Genomic DNA, 24,204 nt, shown 5'->3' on the forward strand with positions numbered 1-24,204 from the left:
GCTCCTTGGTATCCGCCTCAGTGCGGCGCACCCTCGTCGGTCGCCGCCTGTATGCCGCGACGCTCCAGCAGCGTACCATCCAGCCGGTAGAGTTCGACCAGCGCGGTGCGGTACTCCACCTGCGCCGCCGCCTCGCTGATCCGACTCTCGAGCAGATCGCGCTGGGCCTGGACCACGGCGAAGGCGGTCGCATCCCCGGCCCGGAAGCGCTCATCTGCTGCGCGCACCTGCTCCTCGCGGGCACGGCGGGTGGCACGGCTCGCCTCGATCTGGGCGGCCGCCCGCTGCAGCTCCAGATGGGCCGTGCGGACATCGTGGCGCACCAAGCGGGCCATATTGCTCAGACTCAGATTGGCCTGGTTGCGCAGGGTCAGCGCCTGGCGGTGCTCCGCCTCAGGGGCGCGATTGGTCAGCGAGCGTCCCAGGGAAATCCCCACCTGCGCGTCGTAGCTGGACCCGTCCAGGTCCCGGGGCGCACCGCTGAAAGAATCGGCATATCCACTGCTGCCCAACTGGATAAACAACTCGAGCTCGGGCAACAAGCCATTCCGCGTCCGGGTAACCTGCAGGTTCTCGCTGCGCAGATCCAGGCGGGCCTGATTGAGTTCCGGGCGCCGCTCCAGGGCCAGGGCCAGGTGCTCGGCCACCGGATCGGGCTCGACGACCAGGCGCTCGGGGTCGGTCAGGGGCTCGATCTCTCGATCCTCCTGGAGCTGATCCTCGCTGCCGATCAAGCGCAGCAGCTCCAGCCGCGCCGCCTCGCGGCGGCTGCGCGCATCGATCAGCTCCTGGCGGCGCAGGGCGGCCTCGGACTCCAGCGGGGCCAGCTCGGTCTCGGCCAGGTCGCCCAGCTCGATCCGCTGCTCGGCCCGCTCCACCTCCTGCTCGGCCAGCTGCAGGGACTCCTCGAAGATGGCGATCTCGCGGTCGGCGAGCACGAAATCCCAATACGCCGACTCCACGTCCGCCACCAGTTGCTGCGCGAAGCCCTGCAGCTCGTGCTCCGAGCGCAGGGTTTCCAGCTCCGCCTGGCGCAGGCTGACCAGGTTGACCGCTCGCCCCCGGCCCTGCAGGAGCTGCTGGCTGAGCCGTAGCTGCAGGCCACTGGTATGAAGCTCCTGCCCGGTTTCACGATCCTCGTCGAAGTCCTGGACCGCCGACAGGCGCCACTCGGCCCCCATAGGCAGACGCTGACTGATGCCGGCCGAGAGCCCGACGTCGGTGCGATCGGTATCCCGCGCCCGACCCGTCTCAAGGCCGATCTGCTCCAGCTGCCGCCGCCGGTAGTCCCCCTCTAGGAAGACTTCCGGATCGAACGCCCCCAGCTCGATCTGCTCAAAGGTGCCCGCCACCACCGGGCCGAGGCGCTCGGCCTGGAGCGCCGGATTGTGCTCGACAGCGCTGTAGACCGCCTCCTCCAGGCTCAGCTCCCACGCCTCGTCGCCGCCGGCCACCACGCGGCCGGCGAGCAGCAGCGCCGAGCCCAGGAGCAGGCCGCCGGTCAGCGGGCGGCGCCAGCCGCAGTCACACCATCGCATGCCGTCTGCCCTTCGCCGAGTGGAACAGGGTGAAGACCACCGGGATGACCACCAGGGTGATCAGGGTGCCGGTGATCAAACCGCCGAGCACGGCGCGGGCCATGGGGGCCTGCGCCTCGGCGCCCTCGCCAATGCCCAGTGCCAAGGGCAGCAGGGCCAGGCCGGTGGTCAGCGAGGTCATGAGCACCGGGCGCAGCCGTCGTCGCCCGGCGATGAGCACCGCCTGACGCGGCGGGGCCCCGCGGACCAGGCTGCGGTTGGCGCGGTCGACGAGCAGGATGCCGTTGTTCACCACGATCCCGGCGAGCAGGATGATGCCGATGAACGACTGCGCGCTGATGGTGGTGCCGGTGGCCCAGAGCATCCCCACCACGCCGACACCGGCCAGGGGCACCGTGAACATCACCACCAGGGGATTGCGCAGGGATTCGTAGAGCGAGGCCATGACCATGTAGACTAGGGCCACCGCCAGCAGCAGGGTGATGGTCAGTTGCTGCAGCGCCTCGGCCTGCTCCTCGTAGTCGCCACCGATGCGCCAGCCGTAGCCACGCGGCACCGGGACCCCGGCCAGCTCGGCGCGGGCGTCGGCCACCACCGAACCGAGATCCCGGCCGCTGATGTTGGCCTGCAGCGTGGTCACCCGCTGGCGGTCGCGCCGCTCGATGGTCAGCGGCGACTCGCCCTCCACCACATTGACCAGGCTGCGCAGAGCCACCGGCTCACCGCTGCGGTTGGGCACGGTGAGATCGAGCAGCTCTTCACGCTCGATCTGCCGGGCATCGGCCAGGCGCACACGGATCGCCACCTCCTCGCCGGTATCCCGATAGAGCCCGGCGCGGGCACCCGCCACGGCCACCTCGATGGTATTGGCGATGCGGCTGACCGAGACGTCCATATCCGCCGCCCGGGCCCGGTCAATGTGCAGCTGTTCCTCCGGCGCCGAGCGGTCCTGACCGGTGCGCACGTCGGTGACCCCCTCCACCCGGCTGACCCGCTCCTCCATGGCGCCGGCCACGCGGTCCAGGGTCTCGCGCTGGAAGCCGAAGACCTCGATGGTCAGCTCCTCGCCCTCGGCGCCGAAGCCACCGCGGGTCGGCCGGGTCTGCCGGGCGCGCACGCGCACCTCGGCGCCGGGGGTGGCCTGGAAGGCCTCGCGAAGCTCGTCGGCCACCTCTTCGGTGCTGCGATCGCGCTCGGTGACCGAGACCAGGGAGAAGTCCAGGCGGCTGGTGTCCCCGCCGCCGGCACGGAAGCCGCCGGTGCCGGAACTGGAGACCCAGTGCTCGGCCTCGGGCACCATGGCGACGGCCCGCTGCTCGATCCGGCGCATGCGCTCGTCCATGAATGCCAGCGACACCCCCGGCTCCCACTCGAAGCTCATGCGGATATCGCCCTCGTCGGTGCCGGGCATGAGCTCGGTGCCGAGCCGCGGCACGATAGCCACCGCCAGCACCACCAGCGCCGTGGCCAGGCCCATCACGGCGCCGCGGCGACTGAGCACACCGCCGAGCAGACGCCGGTAGCCACGCTCCAGTGCTCGGTACCAGGCCACCCGGGCCACCCCTTCGGAGCGCTGGGGCAATCGGGCGGCGAGCATCGGCACAACGGTGAAGGCCACAATGAGTGAGCCGAACAGGGCGAAGCCGACCACCCAGGCGAGCTGGGTGAATAGCGCCCCGGCGATCCCCTCGAGAAAGACCAGCGGCACGAAGATAGCCAGCGTGGTCAGGGTGCTGGCGGTCACCGCCGGAGCCACCTCCAGGGTGCCGTTGACCGCCGCCTCATAAGGGGCCAGGCCGCGCTCGCGGCGGGCCATGATCGACTCCAGCACCACGATGGCGTTGTCGACCATCAGCCCCACGCCGAGCGCAATACCGCCCAGGGTCATCAGGTTCAGGGTGAAACCGGCAAAGTAGACCAGGGCGAAGGTGGTGACCAGCGACACCGGGATGGCCACCGCGGCCACCATGGCGGCGCGCAGGTCGCGCAGGAAGATCAGCAGCACCACCAGCGCTAGCACACCGCCGAGCAGGATCGCCCGCCCCAGGTTCTGCATCGAGCGCTCGATATAGACGGCGGTGTCGCGCACTGGCGTCAGGCTGACCTGGGGCAACTCGTTGCGCAGCTGCTCCAGTTCCGCGCGCACCCGCTCTGCCGTCGCCACGGTGTTGGCGTCGGAGCGACCGCGGACCGCCAGGCGGATCCCCGGCTCACCGTCGATGCGGATACGCCGCGTCTCCTCCTCGTGAGTGTCGCGGACCTGCGCCAACTGCCCCAGCCGGACCAGCGATCCGTCTTCCCCGCGGGCCACCGGCAACCCCTGCAGCGCGTCGAGGTCGGTCACCCGCCCCGGCACGCGCAGCCCGAGTTCCAGGCGGCCCTCCGCCCGGCGCCCGGCGGCCACCTCGAAGTCGGCATCCGCAATGGCCTCACGAACATCCTCCAGGGAGAGCTGCGCGGCGCGCAGACGCCCCGGATCCACTGCAACCTCGATCTCTCGCTCAAGACCGCCCCAGATATCCAGGGCCCCGACCCCGGGCACCCGCTCCAGGCGGTCGCGAATGCGGTCCTCGGCCAGAGAGCGCAACTCGATGGGATCGAGCTCGGCGGACAAACCGATAACCAGAACGGGACGGTCGGAGAGGTCCAGAAAGCGCAGCCGCGGCCGATCGGCCTCGTCCGGCAGATCGCGGACGATCCGATCCAGCCGCTCGCGGATGTCGTTGGCCGCGGCCTCCAGATCGGTCCCCCAGGCAAAGGAGAGGCTGACGTCGCCCTGATCCTCGGCGGAGACCGATTCGATGCGCTCCACCCCGGCCACCGGGGCAACAGCGTTCTCGATGGGCTCGACGATCTGCGACTCCACCTCCTCGGGGCCCGCGCCCGGGTAGTTGGTGGAGATGCGCAGGGTGGGGTATTCGATCTCCGGCAGCAGGTCCACCGGCAGCCGGTCGAGGGCGTTCAGGCCCAGGGTCACGGCGATCAGCGTGACCATCACGGTAAAGACCGGACGCCGGGCGCAGAAGGCGGCGATCTTCACGGCGCGGCCACCTCGTTACCCGGCTCGCCGACCACCTCGACGCGACTGCCGTCGGCGAGCAGGTGCTGACCGAGGGTCACCACGGCGCCGCTCAGGGGCGCCTCGCCCTCCGCCTGCGGGCGCACCTCGACGCGCCCCCCGGCACGCAGACCGGTCTCCACCGGCACCAGGCGCACCCGCGGCGGACCCTCCTCGGCCTCCTTGAGCAGAAAGACCGAGGACCGGCCGCCGCGCTGGATGACCGCCTCGCGGGGGACGGTGACCACGTCCTCGGCGCGCCCGACCTCCACCGCCAGGCGGGCGAACATGCCCGGACGCAGGCGGCCTTCGGGGTTGGGCACGGTGAATTCCACCCGGGCCTGGCGCGTGGTGGCGCTGAACAGCGGGGCCAGGCGAGCCACCTCGGCCGGGAAATCGGTATCCGGGTAGCCCTCGACGCGCAGCCGCGCGGCCTGGCCGGGCATCAGGCGGGCGTACTCCCGTTCGGTGACGAACGCCTCGGCCCGCAGCTGCGAGACATCCAGCAGGGTCAGGATCGCCTCGCCGGCGCTGACCGTGGCACCGGGGTCCTTGAAACGCTCGCCGACCACCCGCTCGCCGTCGTCCCAGTCGGCGCGGATCTCGGTGAACGAGCGGCGGATCTGCGCGGCGCTCAGCGCCGCCTGCTGCTGGGCGATCTGCGCGCGCGCCAGCTGCACGCGGCTGCGCTCGGCGGCCACCTGGGCTTCGGCCGCCTCCAGCTCGGCGGCGGATGCGATCTCGCGCTCCCTCAGCTCGCGGGTGCGGTTGAGGTCGCGCTCGGCGGAGGCCAGGGCCGCCTGGCTCTCGGCCAGCTGCGCGCGTGCTACCTCGAGGCCAGCCTCGGCTTCGGCCACCTCCTGCGCCACCTCCTGATCATCGAGCCGGGCGATCAGGTCGCCGGGCTCGAGGGTGTCACCGATGCGCACCTCCAGGCTGCGCAGCTCACCGGTGACCTTGGGGGCGAGCTCGTAGCGCACATTCGCCTCGAGGTTGCCGTCGAAGCGGCGCACATCCTTCAGGTCGCGACGCTCCACCGGCTCCACTTCGACGGCTACGGCGGCGCTCTCGCGCTCCCCGCCGGGGCCGGCGCCGGTACCCAGGTCGGCGCGGAACAGCGCCACGGCACCGATCACGATCAGGGCACTGGCGCCCCACAGGAGGAAGGTCTGGATGCGGCTACGGGCTCTGACGGGCATGGAGTCTCGATCGGTTCACCGGTTGGAGAGGTGCGGCAAAGTATACCAATCCCCTGGGCCGCTTCGGGGAAAACCGGCCCGGGCCCGCTGCGCAGTGGCTACGCCCTGCGCTCGCCGAGCAATTCCCTCAGGCCGGCTTCATCGAGGATTTCGACACCGAGTTCCCGGGCCTTGTTCAGCTTGCTGCCGGCATCCGCCCCCGCCACCAGGTAGTCGGTCCGGCTCGAGACGCTGCCGGTCACCCGACCGCCACACGCCTCGATGGCGGCCTTGGCCTCGTCCCGGGTCAGGCCCTCCAGGGTGCCGGTGAGCACCAGGGTGCAGCCGGCCAGGGGTGACGCGGCGACCTGCTCCGGCGGTTCCGGCTCAGGCCAGCGGACCCCGGCGGCGCAGAGGTGATCGACCACGTCGCGATTGTGGGGCTCGGCAAAGAAGCCGGCGATGGCCCGCGCCACCACCGGGCCGACATCCTCCACGGCCTCGAGCTCCTCGGCCGGGGCCGCCATCACCCGCAACAGCGCCTCGCTGGTGATCGCCGTCCCCGCTTCCACGCCGGCGGCCTCTCGCAGCCGGCCCAAATCGCCGCGGGGGATCGCGGCCGTCAGACCGTAGGCCGCTTCGGACAGGCGGCGCGCGGTCACCTCACCGACATGGGGAATCCCGAGGGCGTAGAGGAACCGCGCCAGCGTTGTACGCCGCGCCCGCTCGAGGGCGGCGAGGAGGTTATCGGCGGACTTGTCGCCCATACGCTCGAGCCCGGCCAACTGGGCGTGGCTCAGGCGAAACAGATCAGCCAGGTCGGCCACCAGCCCCTTGGCCACCAGCTGCTCGACGATCTTCTCGCCCAGCCCGTCGATGTCCAGGGCGCGGCGGGAGGCGAAGTGGAGGATGGCCCCCTCGCGCTGCGCGGGGCAGTAGAGGCCGCCCACACACCGGTGGGCCGCCTCGCCCTCGATGCGCTGCACCGCCGAGCCGCACTCCGGGCAGGTCTGCACGCGCTCCTCGAAGCGCCACGGCTCGGCCTGCCGCGGGCGCTTGTCGTGAATCACGGCGGTGATCTGCGGGATGACGTCGCCGGCACGGCGCACCATGACGGTATCGCCTTCGCGCACGTCCATGCGCGCCAGCTCGTCGGCGTTGTGCAGGCTGGCGCGGGCAACGGTGACACCGCCCACCTCCACCGGCTGCAGCCGGGCCAGGGGGGTGACCTTGCCGGTGCGTCCCACCGAGGGGACGATCCGCTCGACCACGGTGGTCGCCTCCCGGGCCGGGAGCTTGAAGGCCAGGGCCCAGCGGGGGGCGCGGGCGGTGAAGCCGAGCTGCTCGCGGGCGGCCAGGTCATCGACCTTGAACACGGCGCCGTCCACCTCGAAGGGCAGTGCATCCCGGTCCTCGATGAGCCGCTCGCGGTAGGCCTGGCACGCGGCCACGCCTTCCAGGCGCTCCAGCGGCGCGGTGGTGCGAAAGCCCCACTCGGCCAGGCGCTCGAGCACCTCCCAGTGGGTGGGCACCCCCAGCGCCAGCGGCTCGCCGACGCCGAAGGTGAACAGGGTCAGCGGTCGCTGCGCGGTGATCCGCGGGTCGAGCTGCCGCACCGACCCGGCGGCAGCGTTGCGCGGGTTGGCGAAGGGCCGCTCGCCCGCCTCGAGACGGGCCTGATTGAGCTGCTCGAAATCCTCCTTTCGGATCACCACCTCGCCGCGCACCTCAAGCCGCGCCGGATGGCCGCTGCCGCGCAGGCGCAGCGGCACGCTGCCGACGGTGCGCACGTTGTGGGTCACGTCCTCACCGCTCTGCCCATCGCCCCGGGTCCCGGCACGCACCAGCACACCGTCCTCGTAGGTCAGGCTCAGCGAGATGCCGTCGAGCTTCGGCTCACCGGTGTAGAGCACGCTGGCCACGCCGAGCCGGTCGCGGATGCGGCGGTCGAACTCGACCAGATCCTCGCCCTCGAAGGCGTTGTCCAGCGAGAGCATGGGGGTGTCATGGGCGACGGCGGCGAAGCCCTCCTGCACGGTCCCGCCCACCCGCCGGGTGGGCGAGTCGGCGGTGGCCAGATCGGGGTAGGCCGCCTCCAGGCGCTGCAGCTCGGCGAACAGGGCGTCGTACTCGGTATCCGAGATGCTCGGCCGGTCGAGGACGTAGTAGCGGTGATCGTGCTCGGCGATCTCGGCGCGCAGCTCGGCCACGCGTCGCTGCGCCTGCTCGCGGGACGGCGTCGATTCAGCCACGCTCGCTCCTTGTCGGGTGGGTCTTATTGGCGCTTATGCACGGCGATGTGCAGCCGCCGCCGGTGCTCGCGCAGCTGTTCGCGCATGTGCTCGGCGATCTGCTGCGTCATGGTGGAACGGGTGCTATCGAGCAACTCGCCACCGAGTTCCACGGATACCTGGTAGGCCGTGGCCAGCATCGCGTCGAGCACCTGCTCGCCATCCACTGGCAGGGGTAGCTGCATGAAGAACACCAGCCCCGGGGTCTCCAGGCCCGGCAGCGTCTCCTCCGGGTCCAGATACCCCGGCTCCACCATGCTCGCCGCACTGAACAGGGTCACTCGCCCCGTCTCACTCTGCCCGCGGCGGTGCCAGATGCGTTGCTCGCCCGGAACCATGCGCACCCGCCGCAGGGCCCGCTCGATCGCCGCCCCCCGGAAACGCTCGCCTTCCGGGGCGGCCACAAACGCCACCAGGATCTTCTCCGCTTCCTCGACATCGCCACTGCGGTAGGCGGCGATCTCCACCTGCGAGGCCGGCGAGAGCTTCAGCGGCGCCGGCTCCTCGACCCCGGCGGTGGCCGTCCCGCCGCCCCTCCCTGCCGGCGACGGCTCCGACTTCTCTGCCCCGCTCCCGGCGTCGCTTGCCCCGACCGGCTCCGCGTCGGCATGCCCCGCTGGCTGCGAACCGCTTCCGGCGGCGTCCGCCCCCGCCCCTACGGGTTCACCGGCCGCCGCCTGCGGCTGCTCCCCGGCTGGTGCCAGGCCGGCGCGTTCCGCCTCGGCGGCAGCGGAGCGGTGCGGCGTGCCGGTTCGCTCGTCCGGTTCGCCGGCGGCTGCCTCGGCGGACTGCCACCAGGGCCGATCGTCGCCCTGCTCGCCCGTCTGCGGCGTCGCACCCGACGCAGCGGGCCGTTCGCCCAGATCCAACCCCAGGTCGAGCTCCTCCGGGGCCAGCTCTTCCCGCTCGGCAAGGAGATCGTCGATGCCGCGCAGCTCATCGTCATCGATCACCGGGCGCTCTGACTGGCCGGGGCGCAAATCGCCGCCACCCCCTTCCTCGCCGGCGCCGGCGACGCCCCCGCGCCCCTGTGCGCTACCCGCCGCCGCGGCGGCCGGCTTCTGCTCGGCGTGCCGGCGGCGCCGATCCCGCCACCGGCCGAAGGCGTAGATCGCCAGCAACACCAGCACCCCTACGCCCAGGATCGTCCAACGCATCGCATCCATGGGTCTCTCTCCGTTATCCGGCCTCGGCGATATCGAGCGCCTCGTCCACGTCCACCGCAACCAGCCGCGAGACGCCGGGTTCGTTCATGGTGACCCCGAGCAAGTGGGAGGCCCGCTCCATGGTGGTCCGGTTGTGGGTGATCAGCACGAACTGGACCTTCTCGGACATCTCTTCGACCAGATCGCAGAAACGACCGACGTTGGCCTCATCCAGCGGGGCGTCCACCTCGTCGAGGAGACAGAACGGCGCCGGGTTGAGGTTGAAGATGGCAAAAACCAGCGCCACCGCACTCAGCGCCTTCTCGCCGCCGGAGAGCAGATGGATGCTCGATACCCGCTTGCCCGGCGGCTGCGCCATGACCACCACCCCGGTGGACAGCAGATCGTCGTCGGTCAGTTCCAGATAGGCGCGCCCGCCCCCGAACAACCGGGGGAAGAACCGCCCCAGCCCCTCGTTGACCTGATCGAAGGTCTCACGGAAACGCGCCCGGGTCTCCCGGTCGATGCGGCGAATCGCCGTCTCCAGGGTCTCCAGCGCCTCGTTGAGATCAGCGTGCTGCTCGTCCAGATAGCCGCGGCGCTCCTCCAGCTGCTGGCACTCGTCGATGGCCGCCAAGTTTACCGATCCCAAGCGCCGGATACGCTCGCTGACCTGCTCCAGGGCCTGCTCCCACGCGGCGACGGTGGCATCCGCGGCCAGGCGCTCGGCCACCTCGGCCTCCGATTCGCCGAGTTCTGCCAGGGCATCGGCCTCGTGGCTGCGGTGGACGCGCAGCTCGCCGGTCTCCAGGCGCAGCCCCTCCAGCCCCTCGCGCAACTGCTCGGCCCGCTGCTCGGCCTCGGCCCGCGCCTGCTCCTGCTCGCGCAGCTGATGATCCAGATGCTCAGCCTCGCTGCGCGCTTCGGTCAACTGCGCCTCCGCTTCGGACCGGCGCGCCAACAGGGTCTCGCGCTTTTCGGTCAATTCGGCAACCGGGTCTTCATCGTCGCCCAGAGCAGTCTCCAGCTCCGCCCGACGGCGGTCGTAGCGCTCACGCTGCTCCTCGGAGCGGCGCAGCTGCTCGCGCACGGACTCCAGAGCGGTGCGGGCACTCTCGAGCTTGCCGGCCAGATCGTAGCGCCGCTCACGGGCCTCGCGCAGCCGCTCGCCGGCGCGCTCGAGTTGCTCGCGCTGATCCTGCTGCTGCGCCTCGACCTCGGCGGCGCGCTCGGCGGCCGTGGCGGCAGCGGCGGCGGCCTCCTCGGCAGCGGCGGCGGCCTCCTCCTGCTCCTCGCTGGCCGCATCGCGCTGCTCGACCAGGCGGCTGCGCTCTCCGGACAGCTCCTCGCGCCGCTTCCGAGCCTGCTCGAGGGACTCGCGGCGGTGTTCCAGACGAGCCTGCAGGTCGGCGTGGCGCCGGTGCAGCGGACCAAGCTCGGCAGCCAGTTCATCGCGCCGGCGCTCGGCCTCGGCGGCCCCGCCGCGGGCGTCGGCCAGCCGGCCCTCGGCCTCCTGGACCCGCGCCTCGGCATTCTCCACCTCCTCGCGCAGAGCCTGGATCTCCTGCTCGCGCTCGAGCACACCGCTCTCGGCGTCCTCCTGCCCGGGCAGGCGCACCCAGTTGGCGCCCATCCACACCCCGTCGGGGGTGACCACCGTCTCGCCGGCGGCCAGCTCGGGGCGCAGGGCCTCGGCGGTGGCGGCGTCCGGGGCGCAGCGGATCCCGGCGAGGAGTTCGCGGGCCGCCTCGCTGCCGTGAACATGCGCCGCCAGGCGATCCTCGGCCGGTGCCGGCAGCAACTGGGCCTCGCCGACCAGGGTCAGCGGCCCGCCGTCCGGGGCCCCCTCGCTGGGCAGCGATTCCGGCTCGATGCAGACGGCCTGCAGGGCGTCACCGAGGATCGCCTCCACCGCCCGCTGCCAGTCGGCATCCACGCGCACGGTCTCGGCCAGACGCGGCGCCCGCGCCCAGCCCCGGCGTTCGAGCCAGGCGTGGCGATCGTCCCCGCGCCGGCCCAGGGCCGACTCCTGCAGGGTTTCCAGGGAGGTGAGCCGGGCCCGCGTGCCGGAGACGGCCTCACGCGCCGCCTCCAGCTCCCGGGCCGCCTCGTCCCGCTCGGCGGCGCGGGTCTCCAGCTCCTCGGCGGCGGCATCGCGGCGCTGCTGCAGGTCCTCAAGTTCGGCGGAGAGCTGTTCCTCCTCCGACTCCAACTCGCTGATGGCGCTCTCCAGCGCGTGCAGATCCACCGAGTCGCGCTCGTCGTCGAGGGCCTCGATGCGCTCGTCGAGCTCACGGACCCGGCGGGCGGCGGCGTCATGACGAGTCCGCTCCACCTCCTCGCGCCGCTGCGCCGAGGTCTGCTCGGCGCGGACGGCGTCGGCCTCGTCGCGCCAGGCATCCAGGCGCCCGCGAGCGTCCTCCTGAGCGGATTCCGCCACCTGCTCCTCTTCGCTGGCCGCCTCCAGGGCCGGCTCCAGCTCCTCGACCCGCTCCTCGAGGACCGCGCGCTTGTCCCGATCGGCGGTCACCGTGGCGTCCAGCTCCTCCAGCGCACGGCGGGCCTCGGCCAGCTCCTCCTCCCGCCGACGACGCAGGTCGCGGGCACTCTGGATGCGCTCGTCCACCGAGGCGATCTCGGCCCCGATCTCGTAGTAGCGGCCCTGGATGGTGTTCAGCGCCTCGTGGCGCTCCCGGGCCGACTCGCGCAGGGCCTCGATCTCACGCTCGGCGCGGCGCTGCTCGGCCACCGCCGACTCGCGCTGGTTCTCCTGCTCGCGGATGCTGGCGTCGCGCTCGGCGATGCGCTGATCCAGATCACGCAGCCGCAACAGCGAGAGTTCACCGCGTAGGCGCCGCTCCTCAGCCTTGTAGGAGCGGTAGCGCTCGGCGGTCTCGGCCTGGCGGCGCAGCTTCTCGAGTTGCTTGTGGACCTCGTCGCGGACATCCTCAAGCCGCTCCAGGTTCTCGCGGGTATCCCGGATGCGGCGCTCGGTCTCGCGACGGCGTTCCTTATAGACGGAGATGCCCGCAGCCTCCTCGAGGTAGACGCGCAGCTCCTCGGGGCGGGACTCGATCACCCGCGAGATCATGCCCTGCTCAATGATGGTGTAGCCCCGCGGCCGCAGGCCGGTGCCCATGAAGACATCCGAGATATCGCGCCGCCGACAGCGGGTGCCGTTGAGGGCGTATTGCGACTGCCCCTCGCGATTGACCTGGCGCTTGACGGAGATCTCGTTGTAGGCGGCGTACTGGCCGCCGATGGCCCCGTCGCTGTTGTCGAAAATGAGCTCGATGCTCGCCTTCCCCACCGGCGAGCGGGCGCTCGAGCCGCTGAAGATGACATCGCTCATGGACTCGCCGCGCAGGTGCTTGGCCGAGCTCTCGCCCATGACCCAGCGCACGGCGTCGATGATGTTCGACTTGCCGCAGCCGTTCGGCCCCACGACGCCGACCATGCGTCCGGGCAGGGGCACCGAAGTGGGGTCCACGAAGGACTTGAAGCCGGCGAGTTTGATCCGCTTGAGATGCATCGTAGAGACGACGGGCGCGTCCGGTTAGGATAACGGACCATTATCAAGCCTCACCGGACCCTTGGAAAGCCATGTCGACTGAACCCTCGAACGCCCTGGAGACCTTCGCAAACCCCAACCCGGAGCGGGATTACACCATCCGGATGGAGATCCCGGAGTTCACCTGCCTGTGCCCGAAGACCGGCCAGCCCGACTTCGCCACGCTCAACCTGGAATACACCCCGGACCGGCACTGCGTCGAACTCAAGTCGCTGAAGCTCTACATCTGGTCCTACCGCGAAGTAGGCGGGTTCCACGAGGCGCTGACCAACCAGATCCTCGCCGACCTGGTCGACGCCACGCAGCCGCGCCATATGAAGCTGACGGCGCACTTCAACGTGCGCGGCGGGATCTGGACCACGGTCGAGGTGGAGCACCACGGCCGCTGACCCCAGGGACGGCATGAGCGGGCCCGGCGCACCGTTCTCAACCCGCTTCGCCCCCTCGCCCACCGGGCCGCTGCACTTCGGCTCGCTGGTGGCGGCGCTGGGCAGCTGGATCGAGGCCCGCCACCACGGCGGGACGTGGCATGTGCGCATCGACGACCTCGACCCGCCGCGCGAGGAGCCCGGGGCCGCCGATGCCATCCTGCGGATCCTGGAGGCACACGGGCTGGGCTGGGACGGCGAGGTGGTCTACCAGAGCCGGCGCGGTGCGGCGTACCAGGCCGCGCTGGAGCGCCTGCGCGGCGCCGGCCTGGCCTACCCGTGCGCCTGCTCACGCCGCGAGACCCAGGCCGCCGCCCGCCGCCACGGGGCCATCGGGGCGGTCTACCCGGGCACCTGCCGCGACGGGCTGCCCGCCGGCCGCGAGGAACGCGCGGTGCGGGTGCGCACCGACGGGGCGCGGATCCGCTTTACCGATGGCGCCGCCGGCGGGATCACCACCGAGCTGGAGGCAGAGGTGGGCGATTTCGTCATCCGCCGCGCCGACGGCTTCTTCGCCTACCACCTCGCCTGCGCGGTGGACGATGCCGCCTTCGGTTACAGCCACGTCATCCGCGGTCAGGACCTGCTCGTCTGCACACCGCCACAGATCCACCTCCAGCGCCTGCTCGGGCTGCCCACCCCGATCTACCACCACCTGCCGCTGGCGTTCAACGAGCACGGCCAGAAGCTCTCCAAGCAGAACCGGGCGCCGCCGCTGAGCGAGGACCGGGCCGCGGCGAACCTGGTCGAGGCGCTGGGTCTGCTCGGCTATTCGGCCCCGGAGCGGCTGCGCCGAGCCGCCCCCGCGGAGGTGCTGGCCTGGACCCTGGCGGCGCGCGCCGGATCAGAACCGCTGGCTTAGCGCCACCCGCACCTCGCGGCGCTCGCCCTGCACCCGTGGGGCCGCCAGGTAGCGCTCGTCGGTGGCGTTGTTGACGCGCAGGTCGAGCCGGGCGCCCCGGGACCATTCGAGGGTGCCGCCGAGGCTGTGCACGGTGTAGGCGTCGGTGCGGTACTCGTTGGCATCATCCAGGTACCAGCCACCCACGTACTCGCCGCAATACCAGAGGCTGAGCGGCAGGGCGGTGTACGCGCCCAGATCGTGGCGCAGCTCCAGGCCCGCCAGGTGGCGGGGTACGCCCTCCAGGTGGTTGCCGCGCTGCTGCGGCTCTTCCTCATCGTAGCTGCGGCTGCGCTGGATGGTTACGTTGGGCACCACCTGCCAGGCTTCGGTCTGCAGCCGGTAGCGCACCTCGACCCCTTCCACCTCCACCTCGCCGACCGCGCGGAAGTAGTCCTCATCCGGATACGCCTCATCCTCCTGCGGCAGGTTCTCCTCGCGCAGGTGGTAGGCGGCCACGGCCAGTTGCTGGCGGTCGGTCGGCGCATGACGCCAGCCGAGTTCGGTGATCGCGCTCTCCCGCGAGGGGAGAAAATCGCCGTGACGATCCTCGCCCTCATTGGGGCGCAGGCCGGTCCCGGCGTGCACGTAGACGCGGCTTCGCGGGGTCACATCCAGCTCCGCCCCGGCCTGCCAAGTGACCCCACGGTCCTCGGCCACCACCGCCAGCTGGGGATCGTCCTCATCGCCCTCGCGCACCTCGTACTCGTTGTGGCGCACCCCGGCGGTGAAGGCCCAGCGCTCGCCAAGCTCGATGCGATTGGCCAGGTAGGCCCCGTACCGATCGACCTCCTCCGGGCCCTCCTGGCGCTCCAGGGCCAGGTTGCCGAGGCGGATCCCGGAGAAGTCGGGATCCCGGGGATCAACGCTGAACTGCTGCCACCAGTCGCCCTCGTCATCCCAATAACGCAGCTGGTCGCGCTGGAAGTCGATCTCCTGTCGGTGCGCATCCGCGCCGGCGACCGCCTGCCACCGTCCCCAGTGGGTGCGCCGCTCGAAATCGACCTGCAGCCGAAGATCCTCCTGGGTGTATTGATCATCGACTCTGGCCGCGTAGCCGGCCACCGGCTCCGGCGCCGGCAACAGGCCAAAGGAGTAGAACCCCAGGATCAACTCCTCCCGGTCCACCTCGGAGTACGCGGCGCTGAGCGAGACGCCCAGGCCCTCGGTGAGCTGGTGGTCCCAGTAGAGCGCACTGCGCTGATAGCGCCGGTCGCTCTCCTGCTCCGGGCTGTGCAGCGGGGTATCGTAGACCGGGCCGTCCTCCAGCCAGACGGTGCCCATGTCGTAGGGCCGACGATTGCGCTGGAATTCGTGCTCGAGGCGCAGCTCGCCGTCGGCGTGGTAGCGCCAGGCGAGGCCACCGAGTACATGGAGCCGCTCGGTCGGCTGCGCGGCGGGACGGCGCTCGCCATCCTGGCCGGCCAGTGTCAGGCGGTAGGCGAGGTCGTCGCCGATCGGCCCGGTGCTGTCAGCCACCACGCGCCGGTGGTCCGGATGGCCCACCTCCACGCCCACCTCATGGGCCGGCGTGTGTTCCGGTCGCTTGCCGTGGTAACGGATGGCGCCACCGGGTGAGCCGACCCCCTGGAGGATCGCATCGGGGCCGGGGACGATCTCGACACGCTCAATCGTGTAGGGGTCGCGGACGAAGAGCCGATCGATATCCGTCAGACCGTTCCACTGCGGGGTAGTGACGGTGAAGCCGCGCAGGGTCCAGGCGGTGCCCAGGCCGCCTTCCTCGCGCCCGGCATGCCCTCCGGGCACCCCGCCGGCCAGCCCTTCCAGGCGATCGGGGCGGCGGGTCGCGAGGGTGGACTCATCCAACTCCGTGCGGCTGAAGCCGGCCCGGTCCGTCGCACGGGCGCCCTCGCCCCCAGGGATGTCGCTGCCCACAGCGGGCTCGGAGAGGACGGTGACAGGTGGCAGGGCGCCTTCCGCAGCAACGGCCCACCCCGCGGCCAGGGGGCCGCCGAACACCAGTGCACCCAGGCTTATGGACGGTAGCGCGCGCATCAACATCCCTTTGGTGCGGACGACTGGGGGCGAGGATACGGGACCCCGGGGCGTCGGAACAAACTGACGGCGGCTTCGGAAACTGGCCACGCTGCGGCCGCCGTGCTACTTTCCGTAACATAACGAGAGCGCCCCGAACCGGCGCCGCCTGGAGGAGATTCCTGTTGCGCAATGGACCCGGACCCGCTGCCGGAAGCGTGGCGCTGTTCCTGCTGGTGCTCTTCCTGCTGGCCACGCCGTTCACCGACTGGTGGATGCAGGCCCAGCCGCCCTGGTACGTGCCATACCTGGGCTGGGCAGTGGTCATCGCCTTGGGCGGCTGGCTGATCGAACGGGGGAGCGGGCGTGACCTTTGACCTGCTGACCCTGTTCCTGGTGGGGGTCGCCTACCTGGGGCTGCTGTTCGTCATCGCCTTCGCGGTAGACCGACGCTGGTTCCCGCGGGCGGTGGTCCGTCACCCGGTCTTCTACGTCCTCGCCCTGGGTGTCTACGCCACCACGTGGAGCTACTACGGCTCGGTGGGCTTCGCCGACGAGCACGGCCTGATCTTCGCCACCATCTACCTCGGGGTCACCGCCGCCTTCCTCCTGACGCCGGTGCTGCTCGCCCCCCTGCTGCGCCTGACCAGCAACCAGCAGCTAACCTCCGTGGCCGACGTCTTCGCCTTCCGCTTCTCCAGCCAGTTCGCTGGCGTCCTGGTCACCGCCATCATGCTCGCCGGCATCCTGCCCTACATCGCCCTGCAGATCCGTGCCGTGGCCGAGTCGACCCTGGTGCTCACCGGCGGGGGCCACGACCCGCGCCCCCTGGCGCTGGCCTTCTGTCTGATCGTGACGGTCTTCGCGATCATCTTCGGCGCCCGCCACGTCACTCCGCGGGTGAAGCACACCGGGCTAGTGGTCGCCATCGGCCTGGAGAGCCTGGTCAAGCTCGGCGCCCTACTGATGGTCGCCTGGGTGGCCGTCGACCTCGCCTTCGACGGCCCGGCGGGCCTGTCGGCATGGCTGCGCGAGCAGCCACAGCAGACGGACGACTTCTATCAGCCGGCGCTGGAGGGGCCGTGGCTGAGCCTGCTCACCCTGACCTTCGCGGCCGCCTTCCTGCTGCCACGCCAGTTCCACATCCTCTTTACCGAGAACCTGTCGCCGCGCAGCCTGACCCGCGCCAGCTGGGCCTTCCCGCTCATGCTCCTGCTGCTGGCGCTGGCGGTGCCGCCGATCCTCTGGTCCGGCACCGCGCTGGATGCCGGCACGGCCCCCGATTACTACGTACTCGGCCTGGCCGCCCTATCCGGCTCCGAGCCGCTGACCCTGCTGGTGTACCTGGGGGGCATCTCGGCAGCGACGGCGATGATCGTCGTCTCGACCCTGGCCCTGTCGTCGATGACCCTGAACCACCTGGTCATGCCGCTGATCAAGTCGCTACCGCATCAGGAGCCCGACCTGTACGCCACCCTCCGCTGGACCCGGCGGTTCCTGATTACCCTGCTCATCGTCTTCGGGTTCACCTTCTACGAGTTGCTCGACCGCACCGAAGCGCTGGTCGAGTGGGGGCTGATGTCGTTCCTGGCCATGGCGCAGTTCCTGCCCGGGATCATCGGCGTCCTCTACTGGCAGCGAGCCACGGTCTACGGCTTCGTGGCCGGCCTGCTCGGCGGTGCGCTGATCTGGCTAGACACCGTGCTGCTGCCGGCACTGGCTGGCACCGAGCCGTTCTTCCTGCTCGGCTTCCCCCAGGCCCGAGAGAGCGCCACTGAGCTCTACGGCATCGCCACCTTCTGGTCCCTGGCCCTCAACGGCCTGCTCTTCGTGGGCGTCTCACTGTTCACGCCGCAGCGCTCGGCGGAGCGACAGGCCGCCGAGGTCTGCCGCGACCAGACGGCAGCGGTCGCACCCGGCACCCTGCAGGCGGCCTCGCCCTCGCAGTTCGTGGTCCAGCTAGCACCGGTCACCGGCGAGGAAGCGGCACGCCAGGAGGTCTCCCAGGCGCTGCACGACCTGGGGCTGCAATGGAGCGAAAACCGGCCCGACCGCCTGCGCGCCCTGCGCGATCAGGTCGAGCGCAACCTCTCCGGGATGATGGGGCCGATGCTCGCGCGGATGATCGTCGACAAGCGGCTCCAGCTCGACCGGACGGCCCGCACGGCGCTGACACACAACATCCGCCAGATCGAGGAGCGTCTGGAGTCCTCACGCAACCGATTCCGCGGCCTCGCCGCGGAACTCGACCGACTGCGCCGCTACCACCGCCAGATCCTTGAGGACCTGCCTCTGGGGGTCGTAGCGGTCACCACCCACGGCCGCGTGGTGCGCTGGAACACGGCGATGCAGGGCCTGTCCGGCATCCCGGCGAACACCGCGCTGGGCTCAAGGATCTGCGACCTGCAGGCACCGTGGGATTACCTCCTGGACCGGTTCCTGACCATCGAGCAACCACAGCACCAGGAGCAGATCCCGCAATCCGGCGGTGAGCAGCGCTGGCTGTCGCTGCACAAGACGTGCATCCGCGAATCCGGCCGCGGGCGGACCGGAGACACCCTGATGATCATCGAGGACATCACCCACATCCGCCGCCTCGAGCGGGAGCTGGCCCACAGCGAGCGGCTGGCCTCCATCGGCCGACTGGCCGCGGGCGTGGCACACGAGATCGGCAACCCGGTGACCGGCATCGACTCCCTGGCACAGAACCTGCGCGGCGAGTCCGACCCCGAGATCCTGCGCGAGAGCGTCGACGAAATCCTCGAACAGACACGCCGGATCAACAACATCGTGCAGACGCTGATCGGCTACGCCCACGCCGGCTGCGCCGACGAGCGAACACCGGACCCCGTGCCGCTGAGCGAAGTTGTCGAAGAGGCGCGCCGGCTGGTCCAGCTGAGCAAGCGCGGCCAGGACCTGGAGATCGACAACCAGCTCTGGGCCGAACTCCAGGTCCGCGGCGACCGCCAGCGGCTGGCCCAGGTCTTCGTCAACCTCTTCTCGAATACGGCCGACGCCTGCGGCCCTGGCGGACGGATCGCAATCTCGGCGCGCCGGCACGGCGACCGCGTGCAGATCCGCGTGGTGGACAACGGCCCGGGGATCCCGGCCGAACTGCTTGATAAGGTGATCGAGCCGTTTTATACCACCAAAGCCGTGGGTCAGGGCACCGGCCTCGGCTTGCCGCTGGTCTACAACATCGTCAGTGAACAGGGAGGCGAGTTCTCGATCACCGCCGACAGCGGCGGCACCACGGCGTGGATCACGCTGCCGGTGCTCGATGCCGCGCCGCCGGCCGAGCACGCCGCGACCAAGGAGGAATAACCCCAAATGGCCGACCTGCTGCTCATCGAGGACGAATCGGTCATCCGCAAGGCCCTGGAGCGGCTGCTGAGCCGTCACGGGTACAGTGTCCACCAGGCCGACTCTCTCGAACAGGCCCAGGAGCGCTGGAACCTGGACGCCTTCGACCTGATCCTCGCCGACATGCGCCTGCCCGGCGAGCCCGGCACCGAGGCCATCGAGCGCACCACGGCCCCGGTGATCATCATGACCAGTTACGCCAGCGTGCAGTCGGCGGTGGAAGCCATGCGCCAGGGCGCAGCGGACTATATTGCCAAACCCTTCGACCACGACGAGCTGCTGCTGCTCGTCGAGCGCACCCTCAAGGAAGGCCGGCTACAGCGCCAGAACGCCGCCCTCAAGGCCCACGTCGAGCGCGATTACCCGGTCACCGGCATCGTCGGCAACTGCGAGGCGATGCGGGCGGTCTTCGAGCGCATCCGCAAGGTCGCCCCCACCGATACCTCGGTGCTGATCCTGGGCGAATCGGGCACCGGCAAGGAGCTGGTGGCCCGGGCGCTGCACGAGCAGAGCGAGCGCCACGAGGGGCCTCTGGTGGCGGTGAACTGCGCGGCGATCCCCGACGGACTGATCGAAGCAGAGCTCTTCGGTCATGAGCGGGGCGCCTTCACCGGCGCCGTCGGCGCCCGTGCGGGGCTAGTGGAATCCGCCGACGGCGGCACGCTGTTCCTGGATGAGATCGGCGAATTGCCCCAGCAGGCCCAGGGACGACTGCTGCGGGTCCTCCAGGAGGGGGAGATCCGGCGCATCGGCTCGACACAGGCCCGGCGGGTGAACATCCGCCTGGTGGCCGCCACCCACCGCGACCTCAAGAGCCTGGCCGGCGCCGGCGAGTTCCGCGAGGATCTATTCTTCCGGATCAACGTGATGGAGATCCGCCTGCCCCCGGTGCGCGAACGCGCCCCGGACATCCCCGAACTCGCCCGCTTCCTGCTGGAGAAGACCTGCCAGCGGCTCAACCGCGCCCCTCTGGAGCTCTCGCAGGCAGCCATCGACGCCATGGGCGCATACTCCTGGCCGGGCAACGTGCGCGAGATGGAGAACACCATCGAGCGGGCGGTGATCCTCAGTGAAGGCAACACCATCAGCCCGGATATGCTCGGCCTGCCCGCGGCCGAAAGCGCGGCAGCCGGGTCCGAATCCGGCGCCACGGCCGAGACTGGCCCACGCCAGGACCTGTCCCTGGAGGACTACTTCCGCCAGTATGTCCTGACACACCAGGATCACATGACCGAGACCGCCCTGGCCCGAGGGCTCGGCATCAGCCGCAAGGCGCTGTGGGAGAAACGACAGCGCCACGGGATCCCACGGCCGGGTAGCAACCGGGCGTGACGTGTTACCTTTCGACACACCTGTGGACCGGAAGGCGTGCAACCTCGTAACACTTTGCTCTGCTATCCTCCCCGCGTGACCAGAGCGCGGGCACTTACGGCCGGGTCGTCGCCAGGAGACGGCCAGCTTGACCGACCAGAAATCCGGGAGGAGAGAACGATGTCGGAGACCAAGGTGTACCCTGTCCCCGAGGCGATCCAGCGGGACGCCCATCTGAACTTCGAGCAGTACCAGGAGATGTACAACCGCTCGATCCAGGATCCCGAAGGGTTCTGGTCGGAGCAGGCGGATAAGTTCCTGGACTGGTTCAGCAAGTGGGGCACCACCTGTCACTGGGATCTGGCCAAGGGCGACATCCGCTTCTTCGAGGGCGGGACCCTGAACGTGGCCTATAACTGCGTGGATCGTCACCTGGAGACCCGGGGGGATCAGACCGCCATCATCTGGGAAGGCGACGAGCCGGACCAGGATGAGCACATCACCTATCGCGACCTGTACGAGCGGGTTGGCCGCTTCTCCAACGCCCTGAAGGCCCGCGGCGTCAAGAAGGGCGACCGCGTCTGCATCTACCTGCCCATGGTTCCCGAGGCGGCGGTCGCCATGCTCGCCTGCGCGCGCATCGGCGCCGTACACTCGGTGGTCTTCGGCGGCTTCTCGCCCGAGGCCCTGCGCGATCGGATCCAGGACGCCGATGCCGAGGTCGTCATCACCTCGGACGAGGGTGTGCGTGGTGGCCGCAAGATCCCGCTCAAGGCCAACACCGACAAGGCCCTGGAGGGCTGCCCCAACGTCAAGACGGTCTTCGTGGTCCGTCGCACAGGCGGTGATATCGCCTGGAACGACGGGCGCGACGTCTGGTACCACGAAGCCTGCGCCGAGGCCTCTCCGGACTGCCCGCCGGAGCACGTGGACGCGGAGGATCCGCTGTTCATCCTCTACACCTCCGGCTCCACCGGCAAACCGAAGGGGGTGCAGCACAGCACCGCTGGGTACCTGCTTGGCACGGCGATGACCCACAAGTACATCTTCGACTACCAGGATGGCGAGGTGTACTGGTGCACTGCCGACGTCGGCTGGGTGACCGGCCACTCCTACATCGTCTACGGCCCCCTGGCCAACGGCGCGAAAACCCTGATGTTCGAGGGCGTGCCCACCTACCCCGATGCCGGTCGCTTCTGGCAGGTGGTGGACAAGCACGAGGTCTCCATCTTCTACACCGCCCCGACCGCCATCCGCGCGCTGATGGGCCAGGGCGACGACCACGTGAAGAAGACCTCGCGCAAGAGCCTGCGCATCCTCGGCACTGTCGGTGAGCCGATCAACCCCGAGGCCTGGGAGTGGTACTACCACACCATCGGCGAGGACCGCTGCCCCATCGTCGACACCTGGTGGCAGACCGAGACCGGCTCGATCCTGATCGCGCCGTTGCCCGGCGCCATGGACCTCAAGCCCGGCTCCGCCACCCTGCCCTTCTTCGGCGTGGAGCCGCAGCTGGTCGACGACAAGGGCAACGTGCTCGAGGGCGCGACCAACGGCAACCTGGTGATCAACCGCGCCTGGCCGAGCATGATGCGCACCATCTACGGCGACCACGAGCGGTTCATCAACACCTATCTCGCCGCGTATCCGGGCAAGTACTTCACCGGCGACGGTGCCCGCCGTGACGAAGACGGCTACTACTGGATCACCGGCCGGGTCGACGACGTGATCAACGTCTCCGGCCACCGGATGGGTACGGCCGAGGTCGAGAGCGCCCTGGTGCTCCACGAGAAGGTGAGCGAGGCCGCCGTGGTGGGCTACCCCCACGACGTCAAGGGTCAGGGCATCTACGCCTACGTCACCCTCATGGCCGGCGAGGAGCCGAGCGAGGAGCTCAAACAGGAGCTGGTCAAGCTCTGCATCCAGGAGATCGGCCCCATCGCCAAGCCGGACATCATCCAGTTCGCGCCGGGGCTGCCGAAGACCCGTTCCGGCAAGATCATGCGCCGCATCCTGCGCAAGGTCGCCGCGAACGAACTCGACAGCCTGGGTGACACCAGCACCCTGGCCGACCCGACCGTGGTGGATACCCTGATCGAGGATCGGGCCAACCAGTAAGGCGGGAGACGGACGGGGCCGGGCAACCGGCCCCGTCCTGCTGTTCCTGAACCCGGACCCTAGAACACCAAGCCCTAGAGACCCATGTCACCCTGGATCTACTTTCTCGTAACCCTCGCCATCGCCTGGCACGGGCTGACCTACAAGGACCCGGACGGCGATCACCCCACTGTGCACCTGCTCTTCGGCTGCATCGCCCTGATCTTCGCGATGCGCTTTCTCTTCGTCGATATCCTCGGGCTGCCGATCCTCGGCGTGGCGCCGCTGGACGCGGCCTGAACCACGCCACGGCACGGCCCGTTGAGGCGGGCCGTGGTGGGGTTGGGTCGGGTAGAGAGAAAGGCGGGACGGACATCCCACCCGGCAGGATCGGGCACGGCACGGCAGACGCCGCACCATCCCCTCTCTTCTGATGCGCTAGTCGGGCCGCTGCGTATAGGCCCGCTGCTGGCTGTCCTTCTCCGGATCGGAAAGCTTGCGCTCCGACTCCGGCAGCGCCAGTTGTTCCTCGATATAATCAGCCCGCTCGGAAATGCTCGGCTGTCCGTCCGGACCCATGTGGAAGAACCGGGTCAACCACCCCGGGCCGTCGTCCACGGCCTCGTCCAGCTCCGCCGCTTTGCGGTAATCGGCCAGCGCCTTTTCGTGCTCGCCAAGCCGGTCATAGGCAATGCCCCGATTCGCGTAGGCGCCGGCGAATTCCGGGTCGATCCACTCGATGAACCGATCGTAGAGGTCGATAGCGCGCTCGAACTCGCCGAGCTCGAGCAGCGTGGTCGCCTTGCCCAGGTGGGCGTAACGGTGCTGCGGCGCCTCCTCCAGCGCCCGGGAATACTCTTCCAGGGCGCGCTCGTAACGCCGATCCTGGAAGGCACGGTCGCCGGCGATGGTCTTCACATCGCCCGGGCCCCGATCCGGTGCCACGCCCTGGTACAGGGCATAGCCCAGCGGCAGGAGCGCCGCCACGATGGCGATCACCACCCAGGTCCGGTACCCCCGCTCGGTAATCTTGATCATTGCAACACACCCAACGTTGCGGAATTCAGGAAGAAAGAAAACACCGGCAGGATGATGGCGGTCAGCACGCGGGCCCGCCGTTTCTGCCCCGCCAGCTCCTCTTCGGACAACTCCCGATCCAGTCTCCGCTGCAGCCGCCGGACGCTCAACACCCAAATCCACTGACTGACGGGATAGAAGAGCAGGACGACCAGCAAAACGACCCAGAACAGGAATTGAAGCGTCGGATCCATATCGCTCGCTCGAATGAAGCCTTCTGGAAGGAAGGGGCGTAGGGGACCGAAATGGCC

16 protein-coding genes are annotated in these 24,204 nt (G+C 70.0%); 7 read left to right on the plus strand and 9 right to left on the minus strand.

Going from position 1 to position 24,204, the window contains the following annotated elements; all coding sequences use genetic code 11:
* Positions 1-17: 17 nt before the first annotated feature.
* The 6 genes from CCR79_RS10105 to smc form a co-directional block, all read right to left on the minus strand.
* Positions 18-1,538, minus strand: a complete 1,521-nt coding sequence (locus CCR79_RS10105) for a TolC family protein (RefSeq protein WP_201171764.1) — start codon at positions 1,536-1,538, stop codon at positions 18-20.
* A complete protein-coding gene (locus tag CCR79_RS10110; RefSeq protein WP_201171766.1) occupies positions 1,525-4,578 on the minus strand; it encodes an efflux RND transporter permease subunit in 3,054 nt (1,017 codons plus the stop codon). Before CCR79_RS10110 ends, CCR79_RS10105 begins: the two co-directional genes overlap by 14 nt.
* Positions 4,575-5,795 (minus strand): efflux RND transporter periplasmic adaptor subunit, encoded by a 1,221-nt coding sequence (locus CCR79_RS10115; RefSeq protein WP_201171768.1) that lies wholly within the window; start codon positions 5,793-5,795, stop codon positions 4,575-4,577. The genes CCR79_RS10110 and CCR79_RS10115 overlap by 4 nt, the downstream gene beginning before the upstream one ends.
* Positions 5,796-5,893: 98 nt before the next feature.
* The gene (ligA, locus tag CCR79_RS10120) at positions 5,894-8,026 is read right to left on the minus strand and encodes an NAD-dependent DNA ligase LigA (RefSeq protein WP_201171770.1); all 2,133 of its coding nucleotides are present in this window, start codon (positions 8,024-8,026) and stop codon (positions 5,894-5,896) included.
* A 23-nt stretch (positions 8,027-8,049) separates the two neighbouring features.
* Positions 8,050-9,231 carry a cell division protein ZipA C-terminal FtsZ-binding domain-containing protein gene (locus tag CCR79_RS10125; protein WP_201171772.1) on the minus strand — a complete coding sequence of 394 codons (1,182 nt, stop codon included), beginning with the start codon at positions 9,229-9,231 and terminating at the stop codon, positions 8,050-8,052.
* Positions 9,232-9,244: 13 nt separating this feature from the next.
* Complete coding sequence (gene smc, locus CCR79_RS10130; protein WP_201171783.1) at positions 9,245-12,742, minus strand: chromosome segregation protein SMC; 3,498 nt, start codon at positions 12,740-12,742, stop codon at positions 9,245-9,247.
* Between the two features lie 71 nt (positions 12,743-12,813).
* Between smc and queF the strand changes: the two genes are divergently transcribed.
* Both queF and gluQRS read left to right on the plus strand, forming a co-directional pair.
* Positions 12,814-13,170 carry a preQ(1) synthase gene (gene queF / locus CCR79_RS10135; protein ID WP_201171786.1) on the plus strand — a complete coding sequence of 119 codons (357 nt, stop codon included), beginning with the start codon at positions 12,814-12,816 and terminating at the stop codon, positions 13,168-13,170.
* 13 nt (positions 13,171-13,183) lie between these two features.
* A complete protein-coding gene (gluQRS, locus tag CCR79_RS10140) occupies positions 13,184-14,071 on the plus strand; it encodes a tRNA glutamyl-Q(34) synthetase GluQRS (protein WP_201171790.1) in 888 nt (295 codons plus the stop codon).
* Here gluQRS and CCR79_RS10145 read toward each other — a convergent pair.
* On the minus strand, positions 14,054-16,126 hold the full coding sequence (locus CCR79_RS10145; protein WP_201171793.1) for a TonB-dependent siderophore receptor: 2,073 nt from the start codon (positions 16,124-16,126) through the stop codon (positions 14,054-14,056). The genes gluQRS and CCR79_RS10145 overlap by 18 nt on opposite strands.
* Positions 16,127-16,290: 164 nt before the next feature.
* On the opposite strand from CCR79_RS10145, the gene CCR79_RS10150 reads away from it, so the two are divergent.
* The 5 genes from CCR79_RS10150 (at position 16,291) to CCR79_RS10170 (ending at position 23,176) form a co-directional block, all read left to right on the plus strand.
* Complete coding sequence (locus CCR79_RS10150; RefSeq protein ID WP_201171796.1) at positions 16,291-16,482, plus strand: hypothetical protein; 192 nt, start codon at positions 16,291-16,293, stop codon at positions 16,480-16,482.
* The gene (locus CCR79_RS10155; RefSeq protein ID WP_201171801.1) at positions 16,472-19,429 is read left to right on the plus strand and encodes an ATP-binding protein; all 2,958 of its coding nucleotides are present in this window, start codon (positions 16,472-16,474) and stop codon (positions 19,427-19,429) included. The genes CCR79_RS10150 and CCR79_RS10155 overlap by 11 nt, the downstream gene beginning before the upstream one ends.
* Positions 19,430-19,435: 6 nt before the next feature.
* Positions 19,436-20,800: a sigma-54-dependent transcriptional regulator gene (locus CCR79_RS10160; RefSeq protein ID WP_201171802.1), complete on the plus strand. Its 1,365-nt coding sequence runs from the start codon at positions 19,436-19,438 to the stop codon at positions 20,798-20,800.
* Positions 20,801-20,959: 159 nt separating this feature from the next.
* Positions 20,960-22,897 (plus strand): acetate--CoA ligase, encoded by a 1,938-nt coding sequence (gene acs / locus CCR79_RS10165; protein ID WP_201171803.1) that lies wholly within the window; start codon positions 20,960-20,962, stop codon positions 22,895-22,897.
* Positions 22,898-22,981: 84 nt separating this feature from the next.
* Positions 22,982-23,176, plus strand: a complete 195-nt coding sequence (locus CCR79_RS10170; protein ID WP_201171804.1) for a hypothetical protein — start codon at positions 22,982-22,984, stop codon at positions 23,174-23,176.
* 138 nt (positions 23,177-23,314) lie between these two features.
* Here CCR79_RS10170 and CCR79_RS10175 read toward each other — a convergent pair whose 3' ends face one another.
* Together CCR79_RS10175 and CCR79_RS10180 are read right to left on the minus strand one after the other, a co-directional pair.
* On the minus strand, positions 23,315-23,914 hold the full coding sequence (locus tag CCR79_RS10175) for a tetratricopeptide repeat protein (RefSeq protein ID WP_201171814.1): 600 nt from the start codon (positions 23,912-23,914) through the stop codon (positions 23,315-23,317).
* On the minus strand, positions 23,911-24,147 hold the full coding sequence (locus CCR79_RS10180; protein ID WP_201171817.1) for a hypothetical protein: 237 nt from the start codon (positions 24,145-24,147) through the stop codon (positions 23,911-23,913). The genes CCR79_RS10175 and CCR79_RS10180 overlap by 4 nt, the downstream gene beginning before the upstream one ends.
* Between the last annotated feature and the right edge of the window lie 57 nt (positions 24,148-24,204).

Source organism: Halorhodospira halophila (assembly GCF_016653405.1).
Lineage (GTDB): Bacteria > Pseudomonadota > Gammaproteobacteria > Nitrococcales > Halorhodospiraceae > Halorhodospira > Halorhodospira halophila_A.

Bases quoted from the DNA above. Each gene is read 5' to 3' on its own strand.
- CCR79_RS10105 (WP_201171764.1), bottom strand. From the start codon at position 1,538: ATGCGATGGTGTGACTGCGGCTGGCGCCGCCCGCTGACCGGCGGCCTG.
- CCR79_RS10115 (WP_201171768.1), bottom strand. From the start codon at position 5,795: ATGCCCGTCAGAGCCCGTAGCCGCATCCAGACCTTCCTCCTGTGGGGC.
- CCR79_RS10125 (WP_201171772.1), bottom strand. From the start codon at position 9,231: ATGGATGCGATGCGTTGGACGATCCTGGGCGTAGGGGTGCTGGTGTTG.
- smc (WP_201171783.1), bottom strand. From the start codon at position 12,742: ATGCATCTCAAGCGGATCAAACTCGCCGGCTTCAAGTCCTTCGTGGAC.
- queF (WP_201171786.1), top strand. From the start codon at position 12,814: ATGTCGACTGAACCCTCGAACGCCCTGGAGACCTTCGCAAACCCCAAC.
- gluQRS (WP_201171790.1), top strand. From the start codon at position 13,184: ATGAGCGGGCCCGGCGCACCGTTCTCAACCCGCTTCGCCCCCTCGCCC.
- CCR79_RS10145 (WP_201171793.1), bottom strand. From the start codon at position 16,126: ATGCGCGCGCTACCGTCCATAAGCCTGGGTGCACTGGTGTTCGGCGGC.
- CCR79_RS10160 (WP_201171802.1), top strand. From the start codon at position 19,436: ATGGCCGACCTGCTGCTCATCGAGGACGAATCGGTCATCCGCAAGGCC.
- acs (WP_201171803.1), top strand. From the start codon at position 20,960: ATGTCGGAGACCAAGGTGTACCCTGTCCCCGAGGCGATCCAGCGGGAC.
- CCR79_RS10170 (WP_201171804.1), top strand. From the start codon at position 22,982: ATGTCACCCTGGATCTACTTTCTCGTAACCCTCGCCATCGCCTGGCAC.
- CCR79_RS10175 (WP_201171814.1), bottom strand. From the start codon at position 23,914: ATGATCAAGATTACCGAGCGGGGGTACCGGACCTGGGTGGTGATCGCC.
- CCR79_RS10180 (WP_201171817.1), bottom strand. From the start codon at position 24,147: ATGGATCCGACGCTTCAATTCCTGTTCTGGGTCGTTTTGCTGGTCGTC.